The following is a 4,787-nucleotide window of genomic DNA, read 5'->3' on the forward strand; positions in this document are numbered from 1 at the left end:
TGTGCTCGACGCGCTGGAGCAAGCGCTGTGGGCGCGGCAGCCGAGTCGCGACGCTTTGATCCACCACAGCGATCGCGGCTCGCAATACGTCTCGATTCGCTACAGCGAACGGCTGGCCGAGGCAGGCATCGAGCCTTCGGTCGGTAGCACGGGCGATAGCTACGACAATGCGCTGGCCGAGACGATCAATGGCTTGTACAAGGCGGAGGTCATTCACCGGCGAGGGCCGTGGAAGAGCCTGGAGGCGGTGGAGCTGGCGACGCTGGAATGGGTGGCGTGGTTTAATCACCGCCGCTTGCTGGCGCCGATCGGTTACATTCCACCGGCGGAGGCAGAAGCAAACTACTATCGCAGTCTGAGCGAGCAGACCGTGCCGGTCTGACTCACACAAAACAGCCTCCGCGAAAACCGGGGCGCTTCAGTATGAGTTGAAAGGAACGATGATTACCGTGAGGCTGGAGCGGTGGGGGACAAGCTGATTGCGGGGAGGGGGCGATTTGCTTCACCTCTCCCAGTTTGGTTCGAATCCCCGTAGTTCGCATAATGGGGCGTTATGTTCAACGTGCCGGCTTTGTCTTGTCACCGGGCGGGCGGCGTGGCTTGCTGGCGCGTTGACGCGGCGTGGCGGTGCGGGTCATCGTCAGCGGATTGATGGTCGGAATCGGTGCCAGCGTCTGGAACCAGCTTTCCCGTCCCAGCGCGCGGACCACCTGGATGAAGGTGGTCAGCGAAGACCCGTGGCCGGCTTCCAGATTGCGCAAGGCGCGGGGGCTGATGCCGGCGCGCGCCGCCAAGGTGGCTTGGCTGAGGTTGTGCAAGAGACGGTACGCTTTTATCTGATGCCCCAGCTCGGCCTCCTGCTCGGCGGGCGTTAGGTGCGCACTAGGCGCTGGCGTCGGTTTCATAGGCAGCTTCTGGGCTTTCCGTAATAGGCAATATTATGCCTTTAAAGCACGAAAAATGGGATAAAGGGCAAAATAATGCCGGTTGATGCGGGGGGCTTGTCCATCGCGGGTGTGCATGACGCGGTTCCCCTGAGTGGTCCGCACGGGATGCCTCGGTTGCGTGATGCGCGCGCCTAGGCAAGGCGCTTTTGCTAAACTCGACACCATGACAAAAAAACACCTGATATTTTGGCGTCATCGCCGCAGTCTGCAAGGTGGCAGGTATGCTGATTGACCCGGCCAGCGCAGACCGTTTCATTGATGCCTACATGGCCTTTCTCGGCACGTTGGTGACGGCGGAGGAAAAACACGGCAAGCGGCCAACTCAATGGTTGGTGCTGGGCCGGGCCCGCTATGAGGCGGACCGGGATTCGCTCTCTCGTTACCGAGCCACGCTACGGCATCCTGATGAAGAAATGCTGGAGGCTATCCGCCTGCTCAGGCTCAATCGCTGGGTTTACCTCAAAGATACGCGGGCGTATTCGGTGTTGCTGCCCGTAGATGGCAGCTGCGCGCATGGTGTGCTTGGACTGACTGAGCGCTTGCGAGACATCGGACAGGGGGAGACCGGTTCAGTGATAAAAACCGGGGTGTTCCCTTTGAATGGTCGCTGGGTCTGCGATGGCTTGATTGAGGGTCTGGCTTGGTTAGGCCCCAATATTCGTCGTGATGTGACGGCCATTTACCAACGGCTGCGCCAAGACGGGAAATTCAGCTTGGGGCCGACTCCGGTCTAACTGTAATGAGTCAGGTTCATATCGCCCGGTTTGGTAGGCCGATGGGGTGGAGCTTCTGATGCACCGTAATGGCATCTGTTGCGATGCATTGGGTTTCGCACATGGAAAATGACCAGCAGGCTGTTCTTTCTGAGCTTCAAGCCGAGAATGCTCGTTTAATCGGACTGCTGGAGGCGCATGGGATAGAGTGGCGTGTGAAGTTGCCGGCGCCGGTGGTGACGCATCCGACAAGCATTTCGACACTCTCCACGGCTGAGAAAGTCACCTTGTTCCGTAGCTTGTTCCAGGGGCGAACGGATGTTTATCCCACCCGATGGGAAAGCAAGGCGACGGGTAAGTCAGGCTACTCGCCGGTGTGTGGCAATGAGTGGCAGCCTGGAATATGTCATAAGCCCAAGGTGAAGTGCGCGGATTGCGAGCATCGTTTATTGATGCCGGTCACTGACACGGTTATCTATGCCCATCTGTCTGGCGCCATGACTGCCGGGGTCTATCCTTTGCTGGAGGATGACGCTTGTTACTTCCTGGCCGTGGATTTTGACGAGAAGGAATGGCGAGACGACGTCCGTGCTTTTTTGCAATCGTGCAGGACGTTGGGGGTTCCGGCCGTTCTGGAAATCTCGCGCTCGGGCAATGGTGCTCATGCCTGGATTTTCTTCACCAGGAAAGTCTCAGCTCGCGACGCGCGTCGACTGGGAACAGCCCTCCTAAGCCATACATGTTCAAGCACCCGGCAACTGGAACTTTCCTCCTATGACCGTCTATTTCCCAATCAGGACTCCATGCCCAAGGGGGGATTTGGCAACCTGATAGCTCTTCCGCTGCAGAAGCGTGCGAGGGAAAACAACGGGAGTGTCTTTGTCGACGAGGAACTCCGTCCCTACCCTGACCAATGGGCATTTTTGGCCTCGGTCACGCGCATGTCAGCAGAAGACATCGAGCCCGTCATCGTTCAGGCGATTGGCGGTAGCCATCCTTTGGATGTGACGTTCATTGAGGATGAAGAACAAAGCACGCCCTGGAAGAAAACAGCTACCAGCAGGACGAAGATTCCAGGACCCATGCCGGAAAGGTTGCGGGTGACGCTTGGCAATCTTGTCTACTTTGAAAAGGCTGAGCTCCCCCAGGCACTGGCTAACCGACTCATCCGCTTGGCGGCATTTCAGAACCCAGAATTTTACAAAGCCCAAGCAATGCGCTTCCCGGTCTGGGATAAACCACGCGTTATTGGGTGTGCAGAAAATTTCCCCAGGCACATCGGTCTGCCCAGAGGATGCCTGGATACGGCACTCGAGCTCTTGGCGGCAAACAATATTGAAGCCCAGTTACAGGATGAGCGCTATCAGGGGGAGCCCATCCATGTCAATTTTGGCGGCACCTTGCGGTTGGACCAAGAAGCGGCCATTGCGGCGATGTTGCATCACGATGTTGGCGTATTGTGCGCGCCGACAGCCTTTGGGAAAACGGTCACGGCTGCCGCAATGATAGCCCGGCGAGGAGTCAATACGCTGATATTGGTGCATCGGACCGAGTTGCTCAAGCAATGGCAGGAACGATTACAAGTTTTCTTGGGGGCTGGCAAAGGACTGGTTGGCTGCATTGGGGGCGGTAAAAACAAACCAACCGGCAAAATCGATATTGCGGTGATGCAGTCGCTGTCCCGTAAAGGGGAAATCAGTTCACTTATCGAGAACTACGGACAGGTGATTGTCGACGAGTGTCATCACGTTGGCGCGGTTTCTTTCGATTTGCTCTTGAAGCGGGCCAAGGCGAAATATGTGCTTGGGCTGACGGCCACGCCGATAAGACGAGATGGCCAACAACCGATAATTTTTATGCAATGCGGTCCGATACGTTACACAGCGGAGCGTCCGGCCACTGCGCCCCATGTGCTTGAGGTGTATCCGCGGTATCTGTCTCACGTCATTGATGTGCCGGGTGATGCTGGTATTCAGGATGTGTTCCGCCACTTGTCAGCAGATGGTATGCGAACGCAGATGATTGTTGATGCAGTGACCGAGGCCTTCAGGCTTGGGAGGAAAGTCCTGGTATTGACCGAGCGGACGGAACATCTGGATATGCTTCAGTCCATGCTGCAGCCACTCATTGCCTCGTTGTTTGTGCTGCATGGGCGGATGTCGCGTAAACAGCGCACGGCAATGGTCGCAGAGTTGAACGGCTTGCTGCCGGACTCTCCTCGTGTTCTGCTGGCCACAGGCAAGCTGGTTGGAGAAGGCTTTGACCATCCTCCGCTCGATACATTGGTATTGGCCATGCCCGTTTCCTGGAAGGGAACACTACAGCAATATGCTGGGCGGCTTCACCGGGAGCATGCTGAAAAGACGGATGTACGCATTATTGATTTTATCGATATAGGGCACCCAGCCCTCGTGCGGATGTGGGAAAAGCGGCAAGTCGGATACCGAGCGATGGGGTACAGCATTGAGAGCAGGGAATAGGAGCGCGGCCATCATTGCTATTGAAGGTATGCTACCCAGTCCGCTGGTAGTCGTTTGCAGAGAGCCAGTTCGATAAGGGTTCCGTTAAACCATTTGGCATTCTTGCGGGACGGAGGCATGGTCAAGTCGCAGAGCTGCAAGTGCGCGCAGCGATCTTGAACCGCTTCAGCATGCTGGGCCGGCCGTGCACGGTGGCTATGGCATAAATCGGTTTGGGGAAAGGGAAAACTCGTCCTGCCTGGGATTTGTGCAACAGAGCCCACCCCACCTGATTTCTTTGGAATCGGGACGCCTTTGATCGGCGGCGGAAAGTAGCTGCCGGAACTCATCCGATTCCACAATTTGTACAGGTTTCGCCCAAGGTGCTCTTCGAATGCTTCAATCGATTCGTGATCTACTCCTGATGCTCCTCCGTTTGCTTTCACACTCTGAAAGGCTCTCCAGATCCATGCCTTGGAAATCGTAAATGGCTTGGTCATGTTGTCTTGCTCCTCCCGGCTTCCCGGTTGGCAATACTCGTGACCCGAATGACGCAGCCCCTTCGCTCCCCTGCCATTACAGCGAGTTCATCACTACTACGAGCTGCTCCGTCCCTTGATGGCGCATCGCTACTGTCAGCCTCGCTGATTGGGCTTGTGCCTTTCACT

5 protein-coding genes are annotated in these 4,787 nt (G+C 56.6%); 3 read left to right on the plus strand and 2 right to left on the minus strand.

Translation table 11 applies throughout. The features are described 5' to 3' along the window. Window positions 1–382, plus strand: a 382-nt coding sequence (locus C2I19_RS20800; RefSeq protein WP_146056910.1) for an integrase core domain-containing protein, incomplete at its 5' end; no start/stop codon positions are given. A 175-nt stretch (window positions 383–557) separates the two neighbouring features. Here C2I19_RS20800 and C2I19_RS20805 read toward each other — a convergent pair. After that, complete coding sequence (locus C2I19_RS20805) at window positions 558–905, minus strand: helix-turn-helix transcriptional regulator (RefSeq protein WP_103904491.1); 348 nt, start codon at window positions 903–905, stop codon at window positions 558–560. A gap of 263 nt (window positions 906–1,168) precedes the next feature. On the opposite strand from C2I19_RS20805, the gene C2I19_RS20810 reads away from it, so the two are divergent. Both C2I19_RS20810 and C2I19_RS20815 read left to right on the plus strand, forming a co-directional pair. Beyond that, window positions 1,169–1,681: a hypothetical protein gene (locus C2I19_RS20810; protein ID WP_103904492.1), complete on the plus strand. Its 513-nt coding sequence runs from the start codon at window positions 1,169–1,171 to the stop codon at window positions 1,679–1,681. Between the two features lie 101 nt (window positions 1,682–1,782). After that, window positions 1,783–4,140: a TOTE conflict system archaeo-eukaryotic primase domain-containing protein gene (locus tag C2I19_RS20815; protein WP_103904493.1), complete on the plus strand. Its 2,358-nt coding sequence runs from the start codon at window positions 1,783–1,785 to the stop codon at window positions 4,138–4,140. A gap of 17 nt (window positions 4,141–4,157) precedes the next feature. Here C2I19_RS20815 and C2I19_RS22335 read toward each other — a convergent pair whose 3' ends face one another. Next, window positions 4,158–4,619, minus strand: a complete 462-nt coding sequence (locus C2I19_RS22335; RefSeq protein WP_199181318.1) for a hypothetical protein — start codon at window positions 4,617–4,619, stop codon at window positions 4,158–4,160. Between the last annotated feature and the right edge of the window lie 168 nt (window positions 4,620–4,787).

This window comes from Chromobacterium alticapitis, from assembly GCF_002924365.1.
In the GTDB taxonomy this organism is placed as follows: domain Bacteria; phylum Pseudomonadota; class Gammaproteobacteria; order Burkholderiales; family Chromobacteriaceae; genus Chromobacterium; species Chromobacterium alticapitis.